This window comes from Microbacterium sp. (genome assembly GCF_048259935.1).
GTDB lineage: Bacteria > Actinomycetota > Actinomycetes > Actinomycetales > Microbacteriaceae > Microbacterium.
The window spans coordinates 375,492-393,804 of sequence record NZ_JBLXHF010000001.1 but is presented as its reverse complement, the minus strand read 5'-3'; the positions used below and the strand labels follow the sequence as shown (position 1 = coordinate 393,804).

At 67.1% G+C, this 18,313-nt stretch carries 17 protein-coding genes; 12 read left to right on the top strand and 5 right to left on the bottom strand.

What is annotated here, in order from left to right; genetic code table 11:
- Positions 1-8 precede the first annotated feature (8 nt).
- Positions 9-689, bottom strand: coding sequence for an MtrAB system response regulator MtrA (mtrA, locus tag ACN0RC_RS01785; protein ID WP_417508336.1), 681 nt, complete (start codon positions 687-689; stop codon positions 9-11).
- Positions 690-862: 173 nt separating this feature from the next.
- Here mtrA and ACN0RC_RS01780 point away from each other — a divergent pair, with 173 nt between their 5' ends.
- From ACN0RC_RS01780 to aqpZ, 9 genes are all read left to right on the top strand, one after another.
- Complete coding sequence (locus ACN0RC_RS01780; protein WP_417508335.1) at positions 863-2,119, top strand: glycerophosphoryl diester phosphodiesterase membrane domain-containing protein; 1,257 nt, start codon at positions 863-865, stop codon at positions 2,117-2,119.
- The gene (locus ACN0RC_RS01775) at positions 2,116-2,754 is read left to right on the top strand and encodes a DUF4129 domain-containing protein (RefSeq protein WP_417508334.1); all 639 of its coding nucleotides are present in this window, start codon (positions 2,116-2,118) and stop codon (positions 2,752-2,754) included. The genes ACN0RC_RS01780 and ACN0RC_RS01775 overlap by 4 nt, the downstream gene beginning before the upstream one ends.
- On the top strand, positions 2,751-3,944 hold the full coding sequence (locus ACN0RC_RS01770) for a DUF4350 domain-containing protein (protein ID WP_417508333.1): 1,194 nt from the start codon (positions 2,751-2,753) through the stop codon (positions 3,942-3,944). The genes ACN0RC_RS01775 and ACN0RC_RS01770 overlap by 4 nt, the downstream gene beginning before the upstream one ends.
- A 47-nt stretch (positions 3,945-3,991) precedes the next feature.
- Complete coding sequence (locus ACN0RC_RS01765) at positions 3,992-4,915, top strand: AAA family ATPase (protein ID WP_417508602.1); 924 nt, start codon at positions 3,992-3,994, stop codon at positions 4,913-4,915.
- Complete coding sequence (locus tag ACN0RC_RS01760; RefSeq protein WP_417508332.1) at positions 4,916-6,223, top strand: DUF58 domain-containing protein; 1,308 nt, start codon at positions 4,916-4,918, stop codon at positions 6,221-6,223.
- Positions 6,224-6,606: 383 nt separating this feature from the next.
- Positions 6,607-7,599 carry a hypothetical protein gene (locus tag ACN0RC_RS01755; protein WP_417508331.1) on the top strand — a complete coding sequence of 331 codons (993 nt, stop codon included), beginning with the start codon at positions 6,607-6,609 and terminating at the stop codon, positions 7,597-7,599.
- 127 nt (positions 7,600-7,726) lie between these two features.
- On the top strand, positions 7,727-8,155 hold the full coding sequence (locus tag ACN0RC_RS01750; protein WP_417508330.1) for a Fur family transcriptional regulator: 429 nt from the start codon (positions 7,727-7,729) through the stop codon (positions 8,153-8,155).
- Positions 8,156-9,655, top strand: a complete 1,500-nt coding sequence (locus ACN0RC_RS01745; protein WP_417508329.1) for a catalase — start codon at positions 8,156-8,158, stop codon at positions 9,653-9,655.
- A gap of 107 nt (positions 9,656-9,762) precedes the next feature.
- Positions 9,763-10,557 carry an aquaporin Z gene (gene aqpZ, locus ACN0RC_RS01740; RefSeq protein ID WP_417508328.1) on the top strand — a complete coding sequence of 265 codons (795 nt, stop codon included), beginning with the start codon at positions 9,763-9,765 and terminating at the stop codon, positions 10,555-10,557.
- Positions 10,558-10,560: 3 nt separating this feature from the next.
- Here the strand turns inward: aqpZ and ACN0RC_RS01735 are convergent, their stop codons facing one another.
- Positions 10,561-11,553, bottom strand: a complete 993-nt coding sequence (locus ACN0RC_RS01735) for a stage II sporulation protein M (protein WP_417508327.1) — start codon at positions 11,551-11,553, stop codon at positions 10,561-10,563.
- Positions 11,554-11,569: 16 nt separating this feature from the next.
- Between ACN0RC_RS01735 and ACN0RC_RS01730 the strand changes: the two genes are divergently transcribed.
- Entirely contained in the window at positions 11,570-12,379 is an 810-nt protein-coding gene (locus ACN0RC_RS01730; protein ID WP_417508326.1) for an RDD family protein, read from the top strand.
- A gap of 59 nt (positions 12,380-12,438) precedes the next feature.
- Here ACN0RC_RS01730 and ACN0RC_RS01725 read toward each other — a convergent pair whose 3' ends face one another.
- Complete coding sequence (locus ACN0RC_RS01725; RefSeq protein WP_417508325.1) at positions 12,439-12,645, bottom strand: DUF3499 family protein; 207 nt, start codon at positions 12,643-12,645, stop codon at positions 12,439-12,441.
- A 67-nt stretch (positions 12,646-12,712) separates the two neighbouring features.
- On the opposite strand from ACN0RC_RS01725, the gene ACN0RC_RS01720 reads away from it, so the two are divergent.
- A complete protein-coding gene (locus ACN0RC_RS01720) occupies positions 12,713-13,141 on the top strand; it encodes a hypothetical protein (RefSeq protein WP_417508324.1) in 429 nt (142 codons plus the stop codon).
- 355 nt (positions 13,142-13,496) lie between these two features.
- Positions 13,497-13,793 (top strand): GIY-YIG nuclease family protein, encoded by a 297-nt coding sequence (locus ACN0RC_RS01715; protein ID WP_417508323.1) that lies wholly within the window; start codon positions 13,497-13,499, stop codon positions 13,791-13,793.
- Between the two features lie 74 nt (positions 13,794-13,867).
- Here ACN0RC_RS01715 and ACN0RC_RS01710 read toward each other — a convergent pair whose 3' ends face one another.
- Together ACN0RC_RS01710 and ACN0RC_RS01705 are read right to left on the bottom strand one after the other, a co-directional pair.
- Positions 13,868-15,244 carry a DUF5719 family protein gene (locus ACN0RC_RS01710; protein ID WP_417508322.1) on the bottom strand — a complete coding sequence of 459 codons (1,377 nt, stop codon included), beginning with the start codon at positions 15,242-15,244 and terminating at the stop codon, positions 13,868-13,870.
- The gene (locus ACN0RC_RS01705) at positions 15,241-18,288 is read right to left on the bottom strand and encodes a glycosyltransferase (RefSeq protein WP_417508321.1); all 3,048 of its coding nucleotides are present in this window, start codon (positions 18,286-18,288) and stop codon (positions 15,241-15,243) included. Before ACN0RC_RS01705 ends, ACN0RC_RS01710 begins: the two co-directional genes overlap by 4 nt.
- Between the last annotated feature and the right edge of the window lie 25 nt (positions 18,289-18,313).

Here is an 18,313-nt window from a genome sequence, read left to right as displayed (position 1 = left end):
CCTGTCTCCTAGCTGACGCTTCCGGCCCGGTACCCCACGCCGCGAACCGTCATGACGATCTTCGGCGCATCCGGGTCGAGTTCGACCTTGGCCCGCAGGCGCTGGACATGCACGTTGACCAGCCGCGTATCGGCCTTGTAGTGGTAACCCCAGACCTGCTCGAGCAGCATCTCACGTGAGAAGACCTGCTGAGGTTTGGATGCCAGAGCGACAAGCAACTGGAACTCGAGGGGGGTCAACGGGATCGGCGTGGAGCCGCGCCGCACCTCGTGTGCGTCGACATCGACGACCAGGTCGCCGATGCGAAGGATCTCACTCGTCGCCTGTGTGACCGGACGCAGACGCGTGCGGATGCGCGCGACCAGCTCCTTCGGATTGAACGGCTTGACCATGTAATCGTCGGCGCCGACCTCGAGCCCGCGCACGACATCTGCGGTGTCGCCCCGCGCGGTGAGCATGATGATCGGGATGCCGGATTCGGCCCGGATGCGCGTGCAGACCTCAATCCCGTCCATCCCCGGAAGCATGAGGTCCAGGAGAACGAGGTCGGGATGCTGGGTGCGCCATTGTTCGACTGCCTTGGCGCCGTCGGCGCAGAACACCGGCTCGAAGCCCTCTGTGCGCAGCACGATGCCGATCATCTCCGCAAGCGCGGTGTCATCGTCGACCACGAGGATCCGTGAGGTCATCTGATCCCAGCCCCATCTTTCTACGCAGCGCGCCGCCTTTCGGACGAAGACTGAACGCGGTCTTTCCCAGCGTACTTCATGACAACGTTCTGATCACGGTAGCGCCATCGCGTTCTTCATCGGTGGAATTGCGGGATATGACACGATGGTTCTGCACCTTCGGAGGGAACGTGATGAGCGCACAGAATTGGACGCCCGCGGTGAAGCAGGGGCTCGTCCCCCTGCATCCGCTGCAGTTCGGCGCACTGCTGGGCAAGCCGTTCGCCGCGCTGCGGCATAACCCCAAGGTCCTGTTCGGCTTCGCGATCGTCATTCAGCTCGTCATCGCCGTGGTGACGCTCGTGGTGGTGGGCGGCGTTGCGGTGGCCACTTTCTTCCGTCTCGAATCGCTCTCTCCGAGCAACCCGGACTTCTTCCCCGTGATGTGGGGCACCATTGCCATTAACGCCATCACTGTGCTGGCAATGGGCTTCGTCAGCCTCGCGTTCACCGCCGTCATGCAGGGCGTCGTCGCCGCCGACATCGGCTACGCGGCGCTCGGCGAGAAGGCGAAGCTCAGACGCCTGTGGCAGCTCATGCGGCCGGCGTTCTGGCGCCTGGTCGGCTGGAGCGTCTTGCAGATGCTGGCTGCCACCGTGCTCATCATCGTCGTCGGCGGCATCATCGCTCTCGGCGTGATGGCCGGTGTCGGCGGCTCTGGCGAGGGCGTCGCCGTCACAGTCGTCATCGGCATCCTGGTCGTGCTCGCCGCGATCCCGCTCTGGGTGTGGCTGAGCACGAAGCTGCTGCTGGTGCCGTCTGTGCTCGTCCTCGAGCATGCGTCTCTGCGTGAAGCGCTCGTGCGCTCGTGGCGTCTCACCCGCGGCCGGTTCTGGAATACGTTCGCGGTGATCCTGCTCATCAGCGTCATCATGAACGCTGCTGTCACCGTTGTGAGCGTTCCACTCTCGCTGCTCTCGTCTCTCTTCATTCCGGTCGTCTCGCCTACCGGGATGAACGACACCTCTGCCATCGTGATGATGCTCATCGGCACCGTCGCCCCGCAGCTGCTGGTGTACGTGCTCCAGGCCGTCGCCGTCGTCGTGCAGTGCGCCGCCGCCGCGTTCATCTATCTCGACTGCCGCATGCGATACGAAGGCCTCGACCACAGTCTCATCAGCTATCTCGAGCGTCGTGACCTCGGCACCCCGCCGGAGGAGCTGGGTGATCCGTTCGCCGTCGATCCGGCTCGTGCTGTCAGCAGCGCACCACCCCCGCGGCCGCAGCCGACGCACGCTTCGCCGCCGGTCGGCTGGGACCCCCAGTACCCGGCAGCACAGGAGTACCCGGCGCCGCAGACGCCAGCAGCCGCGCCGCCTCCGCCGCCTCCCTCGCCCTCAGCGCCCGCCCCGCAACGCTCGTGGACTGCGCCAGGATCCGGCGAGGCATGATCCGTTTCGATCTCGATCCCTACGCACCGGATGGCGACGAAGCTCGCCGCTGGGCGGAGCAGGAGCTTCAGAACCCGCGCTATGCCGATGCCAAGCCGACGTGGTTCGACTACCTCGCTGAGGACGTCGCGGAGTTCATCTCGGACCTGTTCTCACCGGAAGCCGGCGAGCAGGTCGGCAGCACCGCTCTCGTGATCGTGATCATCGTTGTTGTGGCAGCGCTCATCACCGTGCTGATCCTGTGGGGACGACCACGCACGTCGCGCCGCGTCAAGCGCCGCGGAGGGGAGCTCCTCGGCGAGCGCGATGATCGCTCTGCCGCACAGCTGCGAGCGGATGCTGACCGGAGCGCGCGCGAGGGAGATTGGGATGCCGCCATCATCCGCCGCTTCCGTGCGCTGGCGCGCGGGCTGCTCGAACGCGACATCGTCGATCCCACCCCGGGTGCGACAGCACAGGCGATCGCCCGTGCAGCCGCCGCCGCCCTCGGCGCGCATGGGGACGAGCTCGCGTCGGCTGCCAGACTGTTCGACGAGGTGCGGTATCTGCGGCATCCGGCATCTGAACAGACGTATCGCGAGTTGGTGGCGACCGATGAGCTCATCTCCCGCGCGCGACAGGCGGTTGCCGCATGACCGGCGCGCCGACCGTCGTCGAGCCCGCAACCAGCACCGCGGTACGCGAGCCCGGCCGGCTCCGGTCGGCGCTCGGATGGTTGGCTCTCGCAGTGGCCGTGATCGTCTTCGCGCTTCTGATCGCTGCGTTGAGCTTCAGTGCTCCTGACTCCCGTGGCGGACTGGATCCCGAGAGCGCGAAGGGCTCGGGCACGCTCGCTCTCGCTGAGATCCTGCGCGACCAGGGTGTCGAGATCACGGTCTCCCGCACCCGTGCCGATGCGATCGCAGCCGTCGATGGCGATACCACTCTCGTGATGTCCGATCCGTACACGCTCTCGGACGAGGCGGTGCGCGCGCTGATCGAGCCATCGAACCGCACGGTCTTCCTCTCGAGCTCCTCGCGCTTGCTGCGGCTGCTCGACCTCGGCAAGAACACCTCCCCGCCCGCATCCGGGGCTCTGCCCGCCGGATGCGACGTTCCGGAACTCGTCGATGTCGGCTCCGTGCAGCCGGATCGATTCTTCTCGCCCGCAGACGGCGTCACCGGATGCTTCGACGAGGACGGGGCTGCGGGGCTGCTCATCTCGGACCGCGACGGCACGCGCACAGCGCTGCTCGAGGGAGCCTGGCTGCTGGGCAATGAGCACCTCGCCGAGAACGGGAATGCGGCCCTCGGTCTCGCGCTGCTCGGGCAGACCGAGCGCGTTGTCTGGTACGTGCCCTCGTTCGCCGACACCGATATCGAGGCCCAGTCCTCCGACACTCTGGCGACTCTCACACCCGAATGGGTGACTCCCGCGATCCTGCTTCTTCTGCTCGCGGGAATCGTCGCCGGGATCGCCCGTGGACAGCGATTCGGTCCGCTCGTCACCGAGACCCTGCCCGTCACAGTTCGCGCTTCCGAGACCATGCACGGCCGCGCGCGGCTCACCGCGAAGGCCGGCGATTCCTCGCACGCAGCCGCGGCCCTTCGCGAAGGCTCGCTGCGCCGCCTCGCCGCACGCCTCGGTCTGACGGCTCGGTCCACCCCCGAAGAAGTCGCCGATGCGGCATCCGATCGGCTGCGCATACCGCGCGGTTCTCTCTATCAGCTGCTCGCAGGCCCCCTGCCGCAGAATGACTCCGAGCTTGTCGATAGCGCCCGCCGGCTCGCTGAACTCGAGACGGCGGTCGATACTGCCGTGCATGTGGAAAGGAACACACCGTGACCGACACCACCCCGAACGCCTTCGACGAGGATGCTCTGCGCCAGGCCATGCATCGCGTGCGCACTGAGGTCGATAAGGCCGTCATCGGGCAGGCCGGGACGATCACCGGACTGCTCGTGTGCCTGCTCTCGCGCGGGCACGTGCTGTTGGAGGGTGTGCCCGGTGTCGCGAAGACTCTCGTGGTGCGCTCGTTCGCGCGCGCGCTGGGCCTCGACACCAAGCGCGTGCAGTTCACCCCCGACCTGATGCCGGGAGATGTCACCGGATCTCTCGTGTACGACGCGCGCACGGGTGAGTTCGAGTTCCGTCAGGGGCCGGTGTTCACGAACATCCTGCTGGCGGATGAGATCAACCGCACCCCTCCGAAGACGCAGGCGGCTCTTCTCGAGGCTATGGAGGAGCGACAGATCTCAGCCGATGGCGTCAGCCGCGATCTTCCGGATCCTTTCCTCGTTGCAGCCACCCAGAACCCGATCGAGCACGAGGGCACGTACTCGCTGCCCGAGGCGCAGCTGGACCGCTTCCTCATGAAGCTCGTCGTCGGAATGCCCGAGCGCGACGCCGAGGTCAACGTGCTGCGACTGCATGCCGGCGGGTTCTCGCCGCGCGCGCTCACCGGCATCGAGGCTGCGGTGACGGCTGAGGAGATCCGTGCGGCCCAGGATGCCGCATCCCGCGTCGAGGTCACCGACGAAGTGCTCGGCTACGTCGTCGATCTCGCCCGCGCCACCCGCCAGTCGCCCTCTGTGCTGCTCGGCGCGAGCCCTCGCGCATCGACTGCGCTGTTGGCCGCGGCGAAGGCCTGGGCGTGGCTGAACGGTTCGACCGCAGTGACTCCCGATCACGTGCAGACGATGCTGGTGCCCGTGTGGCGTCACCGCCTGCAGCTTCGCCCGGACGCCGAGATGGAAGGCGTATCGGCAGACGCCGTGCTCGCCAGCGTGATCCAGCAGACACGGGTGCCGATCTAAGTGTTCATCACCTCGCGTTTCGCCCTCGCCATCGGGATAGGGGTCATACCCGTCGTCACACTCGCGATGGCGGGGATACCGGTGTGGGCTGGCGTGGGCGGATGGCTCGTGCTGGCCTGCGCTCTGCTCGGTATCGATGTGTGGCGTGCGGCGAGCGCGCGGACGGTTTCGGTCAGTCGCCAGGTGCCCCCGCGAGCGCGAATCGACGAGCGCGTTGAGGCGAGCGTCGCGCTGCATAATCACGGGCCGCGCACACTCCACGCGCTCGTGCGGGATGCCTGGCAGCCGACGGCGGGCGCGAGCTCTGACCAGCTGAGCGTCGTGGCGCCTGCCGGTGAGCGCCGGCGGGTGACGGTTCCACTGCTCCCCCGTCGCCGCGGTGAGCTGACGAGTGAGTTCGTCTTCATCCGCTCGCGCGGACCGCTCGGTCTGGGCGGACGGCAGGCACGGCACGATGTGCGCGGTGCACTGCGTGTGCTGCCGGCTTTCACATCGCGCAAGCACCTGCCATCCCGGCTCGCCCGGCTGCGGGAGCTGGATGGGAACACCAGCATCCAGGTGCGTGGCCAGGGCACGGAGTTCGACTCGCTGCGCGAGTACGTGCGCGGCGATGACGTGCGATCGATCGACTGGCGCGCGACGGCACGGGCCGGCACGACGATGCTTCGGACGTGGCGACCAGAGCGCGACCGGCATGTGGTGATCCTCATCGACACCGGTCGCACCGCAGCGGCCCGGGTGGGCGATGGCACGCGTCTGGATGCCGCGCTTGAGGCGTCACTCCTGCTCGCAGCGCTCGCGGCACGAGCGGGAGACCACGTGCACCTGCTGATGTACGACCGCGTGGTGCGCGGCCGGGTCACGGGTATCGATGGTCCAGGACTCCTCCAGGCGATCACCGATGCGATGGCGCCTGTTCACGCACGGCTCGTCGACACCGACTGGGGTGGGGCGTTCGCCGAGATCCGCACGCTGACGACGCGTCCTTCACTGATCGTCGTGCTCACCGCGCAGGACGCGGCCGAGTCCGCCCGCAGCTTCCTCGGCGCCTTCCCGAATGCATCGCGTGCGACCACGATCCTGGTGGGCTCGGTGACCGATGACGCGGTGGGTTCGCTTGCGACCGCGCGGGACTCCCGCGAGGACATCTATCTGGCAGCGGCTGCCGAGCGCACGCTGCGAGACGCCGAGAACGTCGCCGATGCCATTCGTCGCGCGGGCGGAGAGGCAATCACCGCCGACCCGGAGGCCCTCCCGCCCAAGATCGCAGACCGGTACCTCGAGCTCAAGGCCGCAGGGCGGCTCTGACTGCCGTGCCGCCCTGCGGCGCCGGTCGTTCGGTCGCGCAGCATCCCCGTCCGCAGCATCCGCGGTCATCCGTCGCTCAGGTCGCGATAAACGCCGCTCTGACCGCGCGAAAGCGGCACATTTCGCGACCCAGCCACTCGTCCGCACCGCGCGTGTGGATAACTCGCGTCTGCGCAGCCCCGGTCGCCGCCCGGTCTCGGTCACGGTCACGCGCAGCAGCCTCCCGAGGGCAACAGTCCCCGTCCAGATCGCGAATTACGCCGCTCTGGCCGCGCGAAAGCGGCGCAATTCGCGACCTGAGCGAGAGAGACACTGCCTCAGACGCGGCGCGCGACCTGTGGAAAGCGCCAGCGCCGTGACCGAAGCGCTGGCACGGTGGAGCGATGCGCACACCAGGCCCGCTTCCCGAGACGCTCGCGACGGCGTTCACGATCCAGGATGCTGAAGATGCCGGCGCGAGCCGAAGTCGCTTGCGCCGCACCGATCTGGATGCTCCCTTTCACGGTGTCCGCAGTCGCCCGCAGCCACCGATCGATCACGACGATCTCGATGTCTTCGGACTCCAATCGGCCGAGCGCCGGTTGCAGTCCGCTGTTTACGCGCCGCGAATGCGGCCGCACCAGTTCTTCAGTCACGAGACTGCGGTGGCAATCCATGGTGGTCCGCTCCCGCTGGTGCTCGATGACGGCGAAGTCGTCGATGGCCGCTCGCTTCCGGTTCATGTGAGTACGTTCGGGCCCGGACCGCTCGTCCGCACGGAAGGGGTCCGTGCCCACCGCGCCGATCCGCGCACTACCCGAATCGTCGACATCGACGGATGTTTGGTCGCAGACCCCGCGACCGCGTGGGCCCAGCTCGGTGCATGGAGCGTTCCCGACCTGGTCGCGCTCGGAGACTACTTGTGTCGGGTTTGGCGTCCCGGGTACGGGAGACCGGGCGTCGGGACACCGGCGATGACGACAGTCAGCGAACTGCGGGAACGGATCGCAGGAGTCCGGCGCCGAGGCATCCGTCGCCTGCGTGAGGCGGTCGATCTCATCCGCGAGGACTCGTGGTCGCCCCGCGAGTCGAAACTGCGATGCCTCATCTTGCGCGCTGGCCTTCCCGAACCCGCACTCAACCAGGACATCTACGACGATCACGGTAGATTCCTCGGATGCTTCGACCTCACCTACCCCGACCTGAAACTCGCCATCGAGTATCACGGGCTCATCCATGCGGCGAACTACGCCAAAGATGTCGAGCGAATCGCCGCACTGCGTGCCGCAGGCTGGACGGTGATCGAAGTGACCAGCGCTCTCTACTCACAGCCGGAGGAGCTGCTCCGCCGCATCCGCAGCGCTCTCGGCATCCGCCCGTCGTTCAGGTCGCGATAAACGTCGCTCTGGGCGCGCGAAAGCGGCACAATTCGCGACCTGAGCGGTGGGAGTGAAGACCTGAACAGCTGGTAAACCTGAGTGATTCATTATTGCGAATGATTCAGAAGAACGATATCCTGGGGGCATGGACACTCTCGAAGCACCCGAGCGCTTGCGCGCCGCCGGTCTTCGAGTCACCGTGCAACGAGTCGCTGTCCTTGACGCACTCACCGCCCGCCCGCACGCGTCGGCAGACACCGTCTACTCCGGTCTCCGCGAGAAGCTCAGCGGCGTGGCACTCCCCACGGTGCACGGCATCCTGGGTGATCTCACCGATGCCGGCATCGTGCGCCGGGTAAGCCTCCCTGACGCGGCGAGCGCACTCTACGAAGTGCAGCACGAGTTCGACAACCACCACCATCTGCAGTGCGTCGAGTGCGGCCGCGTCGAAGACGTCGCGTGCGCTGTCGGCGAAGCCCCCTGCCTGCATCCGTCCCACGACCATGGGATGCGGATCATCGAAGCCTCTGTGACCTACCGAGCCATCTGCTCCGATTGCGAAAGGAACAAGTGAATGACTGACAAGACTTTCACGACCACCCAGACCGGCACGCCCGTTGCCAGCGACGCACACTCGCTGACCGGCGGACCCGACGGCACCACGGCCCTGCACGACCGTTACCTGGTCGAGAAGCTCGCCTCGTTCAACCGCGAGCGTGTGCCGGAGCGCAACCCGCACGCCAAGGGCGGCGGCGCATTTGGTGAGTTCGTCGTCACCGAAGACGTCTCGCAGTACACGCGCGCGGCCGTCTTCCAGCCCGGCGCGAAGAGCGAGACGCTGATCCGCTTCTCGTCGGTCGCCGGCGAGCAGGGCTCCCCCGACACCTGGCGCGACGTCCGCGGATTCTCGCTGCGCTTCTACACGACCGAGGGCAACCTCGACATCGTCGGCAACAACACCCCGACGTTCTTCCTGCGCGATGGCATCAAGTTCCCGGACTTCATCCACTCGCAAAAGCGCCTCACGGGCTCGGCCCTGCGCGATGCCGACATGCAGTGGGACTTCTGGACGCTCTCGCCTGAGTCGGCCCACCAGGTCACCTACGTCATGGGCGACCGCGGCCTGCCCCGCTCGTGGCGTCACATGAACGGCTACGGCTCGCACACCTACCAGTGGGTCAACGCCGCGGGTGAGCGCTTCTGGGTGCAGTACCACTTCCTCAGCCAGCAGGGCGTCGAGCCCATGTTCGCCGATGAGGCAGAGCGCATCGCCGGTCAGGATGCCGACTACTACCGTCGCGACCTGTACGAGGCCATCGAGCGCGGCGAGAACCCGTCGTGGGACGTCTACGTGCAGGTCATGCCGTACGACGAGGCCAAGGACTACCGCTTCAACCCCTTCGACCTGACCAAGATCTGGTCGAAGAAGGACTACCCGCGCATCAAGGTGGGCACGTTCACGCTGAACCGTAACCCACAGAACTTCTTCGCCGAGATCGAGCAGGCCGCCTTCTCGCCCGGCAACCAGGTCCCAGGCACCGGCATCTCGCCCGACAAGATGCTCATGGCCCGCGTGTTCTCCTACCCTGATGCACAGCGCTACCGCATCGGCACGAACTACAACCAGCTGCCGGTCAACCAGCCGCACGCCGCCCACACGAGCAACTACATGCACGAGGGCAACATGCAGTACCACTACAACACCGCCGAGCACCGGGTCTACACCCCGAACTCGTACGGCGCTGCCGGTGGCCCGCAGGCTGACCCGGCGCGTGGCGTCGAGGCGAGCTGGGAGTCGGACGGCGCGCTGATCCGCTCCGCTGCGACCCTGCACTCCGAGGACGATGACTTCGGTCAGGCACGCACGCTGATCAATGATGTCTTCAACGCCGAGGAGCGCCAGCGCTTCATTGAGACGCTCGCCGGCCAGTACGACGCGCTGACGGTTCCCGCAATCCAGGAGCGCTTCTTCTGGTACTGGGGCCAGGTCGACCCGAAGGTCGCCGAAGACGTCCGTGCTCTGGTCGCCGCAGGTGGCGGAAACGACGAAGAGCCGGTCGGAGTCGGCGAATAATCAGCTGATTCACAGATTCCTGCGCGGGGTCGGATGCTTCGGCATCCGACCCCGCTAGCATGTGCGGTGAATTCGATCTTTCGATCGAACCGACGAGAGGGAATCCCATGAGCGAATCGCTCGCCGAAGCAGAGCTTCCTACGCCTTCCACCGGTGCCAAACTCACTGCAGAGGCCATCGGCACTTTCCTGTTGGTGCTCGGCGGTGTCGGCACCGCTCTGTTCGCATCCAACCACTTCACCGACCCCGGTTCAGGTTCAGCCGTCTACGTCGCCGTCGCACTCGCGTTCGGTCTCACCGTCGTCGTCGGTGTCTACGCCTTCGGACCGATCTCCGGCGGCCACTTCAACCCTGCCGTCAGCATCGGCCTCGCGGCAGCCGGCCGCCTCCCCTGGCGCGATGTCCCCGGCTACATCATCGCCCAGATCGTCGGTGGTGTGATCGCGTCGACGATCCTGGTGCTGATCGGACTGTTCGGCCCGGACGGCTGGCTTACCCGCGCTCAGGATGCCGGATTCGCCAGCAACGGCTGGGGCGCGCACTCGCCCAGCGGTTTCGGCATGTGGGCAGCGATCATCATCGAGGTCGTCCTGACCGCGGTGTTCCTGTTCGTGATTCTGGGAACCACGCACAAGCTACGCCCGACCCCGTTCGCCGGCCTCGCGATCGGTCTCACGCTGACGCTGATCCACCTCATCTCTATCCCGGTGGACAACACCTCTGTGAACCCGGCCCGCTCGATCGCCGCGGCGATCTACGGTGGCCTAGGCCCACTCTCGCAGCTGTGGGTCTTCCTCGTGTTCCCGATCGTGGGCGCGCTGATCGCAGGCTTCGCGTACAAGACGCTGCTCGACGGCACGGCCAAGCACCCGACCCTTCGACAAGCTCAGGGATCGGCCTGACGATCACCCCGCGGTGAGCTGCGGGGTGCCTGCTTCATACTCGAGCAGATCCCCGCGCTCACCGCGTTCGTATGCCCGGCGTCCGACAAGAAGCATGTAAACGAGGAAGACCGCGAGAGCCGCGGCTCCGATCCCGATTTTGATCGGCCACGGCAGCGACCATCCGGTCACGAATCCTTCGACAAGGCCCGAGAGGAACAGCGCGAACACGAGTCCGATCGCGACCGTCGCCAGCGCCCTGCCCTCCTGCGCCAGCGCCGCGCCGCGTGTGCGGTTGCCGGGGGCAACCCACGCCCAGAAGAGGTGGAGCCCGGCAGCAGCAGCGACGAAGATGCTCGTCATCTCGAGCATCCCGTGCGGGAGGATGTACAGCACCATGACGTCGAGCCGGTCGTGCACGGCCATGACTGCGGCGGATACGCCGAGCCCGAAGGCGTTCTGCACGATGACGTAGACCGGCCAGATCCCGGTGACGCCGAACAGAACGCACTGCGCGGCGATCCACGCGTTGTTCGTCCAGACCATCCCCGCGAAGACGGCGGCAGGATTCTCGGTGTAATACTCGGTGAAGCTCTCTTCGGCATACTGCTCGAGGAAGTCGGCGGGTCCGAGCGCTGCGACCAGCGCCGGGTCGCTCGAGAGCCATGCGCCCACTCCCACGACGATGGCGATGAACACCACAGCCACGACGAGAGTCGTCCAGCGCAGGCGGTAAAGAGCTGCGGGAAGCTGATCTGCGAAGAATCGCGCGACCTGAGTGAGGATGCTGTCGGAAGTGCCGGTCAGCCGCAGACGCGCCTTCGACAGCACTGAGGAGACATACGCCCCCTGGGGCGAGTCACCGACCGAGGTCTTCAATTCGGCAAGATCAGCGGATGCTGCGCGATACCGCAGAATCAGCTCATCGACGCCTTCGCCGTCCAGGCGCGCACGACTGAGTTCGTCCAGTCGTTCCCACTCCGTGCGGCGCGCATCGGCCAGAGCATCAGCATCCACCTGATTTACTGTACTCATGTCCACGCCGATCGACACCGCCGACGAGGTTCTCTCGGGAGAAGCGGTCGCCATCGATGTGCAGCCGCTCGGGTTCTTCATGCGCGCGCTGGGAGCCCTGATCGACATGGCTGTCGGCTGGGTCCTTTTCGCGCTGTTCCTCTGGCTGCGGATCTGGCTGCTCGGGGTGGGCGTCATCGACTCGTCGATCGACGGCATCCTCAACATCACGGCGCTGGTCGTCTGCTTCGTGATCGTGCCGATCGTCATGGAGGTCGCCCTGCGCGGCCGCAGTCTCGGCAAGCTCGCTGTCGGCGGGCGAATCGTCCGTCTCGACGGAGGCGCGGCCGGCTTCCGACACGCGTTCATCCGTGCGCTCATCGGGGTGCTCGAGATCTACATGACCTTCGGAGCCGTCGCGATCCTCTCCGGGGCCTTCACCGCCCGCTCGCAGCGTCTGGGAGACCTCGTGGCGGGTACCTACAGCCAGCGCGTACGGACGCCGAAGCTTCTGCCGCTGGCCCCGGTGCTCCCGCCCGCGCTCGCGGGCTGGGCGCAGATCGCCGACGTCGCTCGGATGCCGGATCGCCTGGCCCGGCGAATCTCGCAGTTCCTGCAGCACGCCGAGAAGATGTCACCGTCGGCGCGCGCCCGCGTCGCGCAGGACCTGGTCGCAGAGTCTTCCGCGTATGTTTCGCCCCAGCCGGCAGCCCACCCGGAGCAGCTGCTGATCGCGATCACAGTGCTGCGTCGCGAGCGGGAGCGCCGGGCACTCGCGATCGCGGATGCCAGGACAGAGAAGCTGACCGGGCGACGCGTCGGCGTCTAGCCCTTCGACCGGCCCAGGGATCGCTAGGCGCGAAGCGACCACTAGGCGCGAAACGATCGCTAAGCGCGAAGCGCCTCGTGCCTGACGACGACCCATCCGCTGGGGACGGAGAGCCTCTCCGCGTGCTGAGCGCACAGATCATGCGCGTGCGGGTCTCCCGCGGCGCCGAGGGGCCCGAGAGCCGCCATCTGATCGCCGTAATCGAATGTGAGCGTGGCGACCGCCTCGCGCGCACAGGCGACCTTCGAGCAGAGTCTTGCGTTCATCTCGTTCACCCTACGGCTGCGGTGCGCACAGACCCGGATGCCGCGCGCAACAGCCTAGACTTTGGACATGCCTCGTCGCCGTACAGAAAGCGCCGCCGCGCCTCGCCGCGGAGCACGTCACGGACGGCATGGGCGGTTGGGGCGCAGTGAAGTCGTTCGGCCTCCGCTGCCGCCATTGGAAGGCCGCATAGACCGGTTCGATGTCACGATCGGCACCGCGGTGGACTTCCTGCGCGGCACGTGGCCAGAGCTGCAGGAAGTTCGCTTCGAGATCGGTGCACTGCCGCTGCACGCCGATGACGGCGGCATCCCGCGCTGGCACATCGACCGCGAGGGCAGACGCATCGTGCTGTTCCGCATTCCCATCGAACGTCTGATGCCTCCCGGTCACGACGATGACATCCACCGGCGGATCGCCATCGAGAGCGCCGTCTTCCGCGCCGCAGCAGAGTACGTCGGTCGGGATCCGTGGGAATTCGGACCCAACGACTCCTGAGCCTGCTGGTACCGGTAGCTGAGCCTGTTGGTACTGAGCCTGTCGATCCCTGAGCCTGTCGACCCCTGAGCCTGTCGAAGGGGACCGACGCTTCGACAAGCTCAGCGAGCGGAAACGCGGACGACAACCCTGAGCCTGTCGATCCCTGAGCCAGTCGATCCCTGAGCCTGTCGACCCCTGAGCCTGTCGAAGGGGACCGACGCTTCGACAAGCTCAGCGAGCGGAAAGCCGACGACCCCTCTGAGCCAGTCGATCCCTGAGGCAGTCGAAGGGTCGTCCCGAGCGAGTTCTCCACAGATCGGTCGGAAGCGGCGTCTTACACGCTCGATCCGACAACACTTTAGCGATGGCGTGGATGTACATTCTCGAGTGCTCGGACGGATCGTATTACACAGGTAGTACGGCCTTCTCCGACGTGGTTGCCCGTGTCTGGGAACACAACAATGTCGACGAGAAAGCCGCCGCGTACACGCGCAAACGCAGGCCGGTGGTGCTGCGGTACGCCGAGGAGTTCGACCGCGTGGACGAGGCGTATTACCGCGAAAAGCAAGTGCAAGGATGGTCGCGCAGGAAGAAGACCGCATTGATAGCTGAACGCAGTGACGAGCTGCCTCGGCTTGCGAAGAACAGGCAGCAGCCTGCCGATCCCTGAGCCTGTCGAAGGGACCGACGCTTCGACAAGCTCAGCGAGCGGAAAAACTGTCGGTCCCTGAGCCTGTCGAAGGGTCAGGGGTAGACGGTGACCGGCTCCTGTGCGGCAGCGCCCGCCCACACCGGCCACCCGGCCAGCGCGTTATCGGCCGCTGCAAGGATGACCGCTGCGTGAATCGTCTCGTCGGATGCGAGCGAGTAGACAGAGTCCGCATCGACCTCGACCAGAGCGTCACCACCGGCGGGGATGCTGATCTCTTCCCCGCTGTCGGTGTCGGATGCTGGTGCCAGAACGACCGTCGCATCCGCAGTGCCTGAGTTGACCAGGTGGACGCGCGAGCCCGCGGCACCCGGAATTGCCACGTACGTCTCACCGTGAATGTCTGGTGCCGGCGTCATCCACGCGAAATCGCTGCCTGCACCTGCACGTGCCGCCTGACGAATGGCTCCGGCCATCGGTGCGTCACCTTCGATCTCGACGCTGTAGACGCCGGGTTCGAGTCCGTCGAGGTTCACCTCGGTAGGAGTTCCCGCTTCCAGCGGAACCGTCTGGCTCTGCACCGCCGCGCCCTGAGCGCGCACCGTGACGCGAGCCTGAGTGGCCTGGTCTGTTGCCAGCAGCCGCAGCACGGTGAGCGGGGTGTCGGCGCTCTTGGCGAGCACCTGGACGCCGGCGAAGACGACCGTGCTGCTCGGCGGACCGGCGCTGTCCTGCAGGTCGATGCCGGACGGGTCGAGGGTGCGGATGAGCGAGGACTGCAGCGTCGCGCGCAGCGGGGCACCGGCTGCGGTGATGCGCACGACCGGATCCTGCGTGCCCGCAGCAATCGATGAGAGCGGCACCGAGATCTGGGTTCCGGCGGGAACGAGCTGAGTGGTCGACGTCTGCGCGAGACCGAACACGGTCATCGTCGCAGTCGCGGTCACATCACCCGGGTTACTGAGCACGATGAGATCGTTGGTGCCGGTCTCGACGGAGCCACCGACCAACCACGATTCGGTGCGCGCCTCGCGGCACGCGGCCCCGGCAAGCCCGGTGAGATCGTCCGAGGCGAGCGTGATCGCTTCGGCTGCAGCGAGAAGCGGTGCGCCGCCCTGTTCGGCGCTGGCAATGAACCGCTGAGGACCTGGGGTGTCGCTCAGTTCCGGCACCTCGAGCGTCGATTCTGTACGCTCTCCGCTACTGTCGACGGTCAGATCCGGAGTGCCGGCCGGCATCTGCTGCGCAGCATCCAAGGCATTACGGCCCACCGCACGGAACGATCCTGCGCAGACCAGAGTCGCATCCCCTGCAGTGGGCGTGACAGCCACCTGTGCGGGTTCGGCGGCGACACCTGGCCACGGCAGCGCGACCGCTGCGACGACGGCGACAACGCATCCGACGGCGATCGCCGCACCGATGAGGAGGCGTGCACCGGTAGCGGCGACTCTGATCGCTCGGTTGCGAATCATCGCTCCTCCTCGGTTCCGTCGGGCTCTTCGGGCTCTTCGGGCTCTTCGGGCGTCTCGGCCTCGTCAGGCGCGTCGCCCTCTTCAACGACGTCGCCCTCTTCGGTCTCTTCCGGCTCTTCAACCTCAGGCTCTTCGAGCGTGTCGACCTCGTCTAGCTCCGCCGGGGCAGGCTCTTCGAACTGCACGTCGTCCTCACCGTGCAGGAAGTCGTCCTCACTGCGGTGCGGCAGCACCAGCGGCTCTTCGGGCGAACGCCCCACGATGCGGGACTGGGCCCTGGCGGCCCGACGCGACGCGCGGGTCGGAACCGCCAGCAGCAACGCGGCGAACAGCACGATGAGCTGGATCGCCGTGATCGTGCTCGCCGTACCCGCCTCGGCGAGTGTGAGGCCCTGGCGCTCTGCGGGTTCGGCATCCAGGCGCCACAGCACGCCCTTGTCGGTCTCGCCCACCTTCACGAAGCCCGCTCGCTGGTCGAGCGCGGTGACCGCTTCGACGCGGAACGCTCTGGCAGCATCCGACTCGTCGCCGTCGACCTGATCGAGGAGCACGTAGGCGATGCCGTACTGGGCGAGCTCAGCGGGCGCATTGAAAGTGCGTGCCGAAAGGAGGTCGACGGAAAGGGCGCTGAGGTCGACGCCCTGCGGCTCAGTGGCGGTGCTGAGCATCGTCGTTTGCGCGCCGAGCGTCGCGCTCGGCCCCCAGACCACGTCTACGGCAAGAGCGCCATCGTTCAACGGCGTGAGAACAAGGGTGGAGACCGGCTGGTCGCCTCTGGCTTCTGCCGCGACGTACGCGGGAAGTGTGCTCTGCGGCCCGTTGGTCAGCGCGGACCGGTCGGTGTGCAGCGCGGTCAGCGCCGGTACGGCGCAGATCGCAAGGCACAGGCCGGCGATGGTGACGGCGATGACTCGAAGCCGCGGCATCGTGATGGCGGTATCTAGGGTGACCAGCGCACCGCCGACGAGGCCGGCCCAGGCAAGGCTCAGCGCGGTTCCTGGCCAGATCTCGACGGGCGTTCCGTGCACGAAGCTGACAGACACTCCGACGGCGACGAATGCTGTCGCGAGCCCTGTCATCGTCACCGCGAGCAGAGTGACCCCCGCGCCCCACCGCGGCGCGATAGCGGCCGCGAGGGCGAGCAGAGCCACCGGTGCGATCAGCACCGGCGCCCACATGGCCACCGTCGGGTCCAGCACCTGAGTCCAGCCGGCGAGATCGCCGGTCGGGAATCCGCTTGCGAGCAGCAGACGCCCCGTGCTGTCAGGGGTCACCTGTGGGCCGGCCCATACGAGACCCGGGTCTGCGAAGACCGCCCAGACGCTTCCGTTCTGCACCTGCCAGATGACCAGAGGTACGAACAGTGCGGCTGTGGGCGCGAGCATCCAGAGCAGACGAACCGCCCCGTGGAACCATGCGCGCGTGAGCACGATGATGATCGCGAGCAGCCAGAGCACGGCGAATGCGGGCGCGAGCGAGGGCGCGCACGCGAGCGTCGCCGCGAGGATGATGGATGCCGCGCCCGCGGCCCCCCAGGAGCGGTGAGCGACAACCGCGGAGTGGAACAGCCACGGCAGCAGCAGGTGCACGAGCACCGCAGAGGGGCGACCCTCGTTCAGCGCGGTGAGGAACGTCGGAGCGAGTGCCCACGCGACGCCTCCGAAGATGCGCAGTCCCCCGCGGTCCGTGATCCTCGTCGCCGCGAACCAGCCTCCGAGCACGGCGAGAGGGAGCGCGAGAAGCCAGAGCAGCACCATCGCGAGAGAGGGTGCGCCCGCCCACAGCGTGCCGATGACCGCGATGACTCCGGCGAAGGGATCAGCGGGGCCCGTGACATCGATGCCGATGCCTCGCTGCCCCCACGCGGCGTCCTGCCACAGCGTGCTGACGGTGTCGCGGAGCGGCAGAAGCGCCCCGCCTCCGAGAGCGGGCCACGCGAGCAGCGATGTGAAAGCTGCGATGCTGACGATCAGTGCGCCGAGCACGGCCCAGGCGCCACCACCCGAGAAGAAGTTGAGCTCGCTGACCGCACCGCCTTCGCTGCCGTGGCCGTCGTCAAGACGGCGGTGAAGCTCGCCGCGGGTGATGCGCAGTGGTGCGATGCTCGACCACCTCGTGCTGCGGAACGCGCGGATGTTCCGCCGCGAACGTGCGACCGCGCCGAACCGGAACATCGCGGTGAGCGCGGCTCCCCATTCGGGGAAGACCGCGGCGGGGCGCTTGCCGATCAGGTGGATGATCGTTCGCCACAGCGCAAGCGGCAAGAAGCTGATCCAGTGCATCGGGATGGCCGCTGCAGGAGCGTAGGCGAGGCGCCGGTGCAGCTGCGCGACGCGCGTGACGAACGCACGCTGCCCGGCACGCTGAGGAAGCGCCGCGGGGCCATCCGGGCTGACGGAGACGCGTGCGCCGGGAGCGAGGACGACGCGTCCTCCCCCAAGGCGCGCACGCACGCCGAGGTCGAGGCCCTCGTCGGCGCCATCGAGAGCGGGGTCTGGCACCAGGCGATCGCGAACCTCGCTGCGGATGAGCACACCGCGGATGTCGGCACCGAGCGCATCGTCACGTCCATCATGCTGGCCCTGGTCGAGTTCGCCGGCGGCAAGTTCGACCGAGCGGCCGAGCGTCGTCATGGTGACGCCGAGGCTGACCAACTCGCGATCGTTGTCGACATCGACGAGCTTCGGTGCCGCGATGGCTGCCGACGGCGAGCGTTCGAGTGCGCCGGCGAGTTGGGCAAGCGCTTGCGGGTGCGGTGCGGTGTCGTGCGCGAGCACCCATACGGCCGATCCTTGGGCGACTCGACCGAGTCCGATCTGCACGCCCTCGGCGAAAGAAGTGCCGCCGCGCGCCTCGATGATGCTTTCGACGACCCGACCGACTTCTTCGCTCTTCCGCGCGGAAGAGCCGTCGCCGCAGACGACTAGCGTCACCGCTTCAGGTGGCCGTGTCTGGAGCGTCAGTGCGTCCAGGGTGCGCAGCAACTGTGCGCGGGACGACGGGCTAGGACGCGCAACGATGATGGCATGGACTCGGGTTGGCATAGCCAGGTCAGCCTATGCGCAGAAA